Genomic DNA, 250 nt, shown 5'->3' on the forward strand with positions numbered 1-250 from the left:
GTTAATGATAGTGTGACGAATCACACTGGGTTTCCCCATTCGGAAATCGCCGGTTATAACGGTTCATATCACCTTACCGACGCTTATCGCAGATTAGCACGTCCTTCATCGCCTCTGACTGCCAGGGCATCCACCGTGTACGCTTAGTCGCTTAACCTCACAACCCGAAGATGTTTCTTTCGATTCATCATCGCGTTGCGAAAATTTGAGAGACTCACGAACAACTTTCGTTGTTCAGTGTTTCAATTTT

At 46.0% G+C, this 250-nt stretch carries 1 rRNA gene; it reads right to left on the minus strand.

The features are described from left to right. Window positions 1-157 (minus strand): 23S ribosomal RNA (locus tag A9180_RS22205); the annotation flags it as partial. Window positions 158-250: the final 93 nt, after the last annotated feature.

Source organism: Escherichia sp. B1147 (genome assembly GCF_001660175.1).
In the GTDB taxonomy this organism is placed as follows: domain Bacteria; phylum Pseudomonadota; class Gammaproteobacteria; order Enterobacterales; family Enterobacteriaceae; genus Escherichia; species Escherichia whittamii.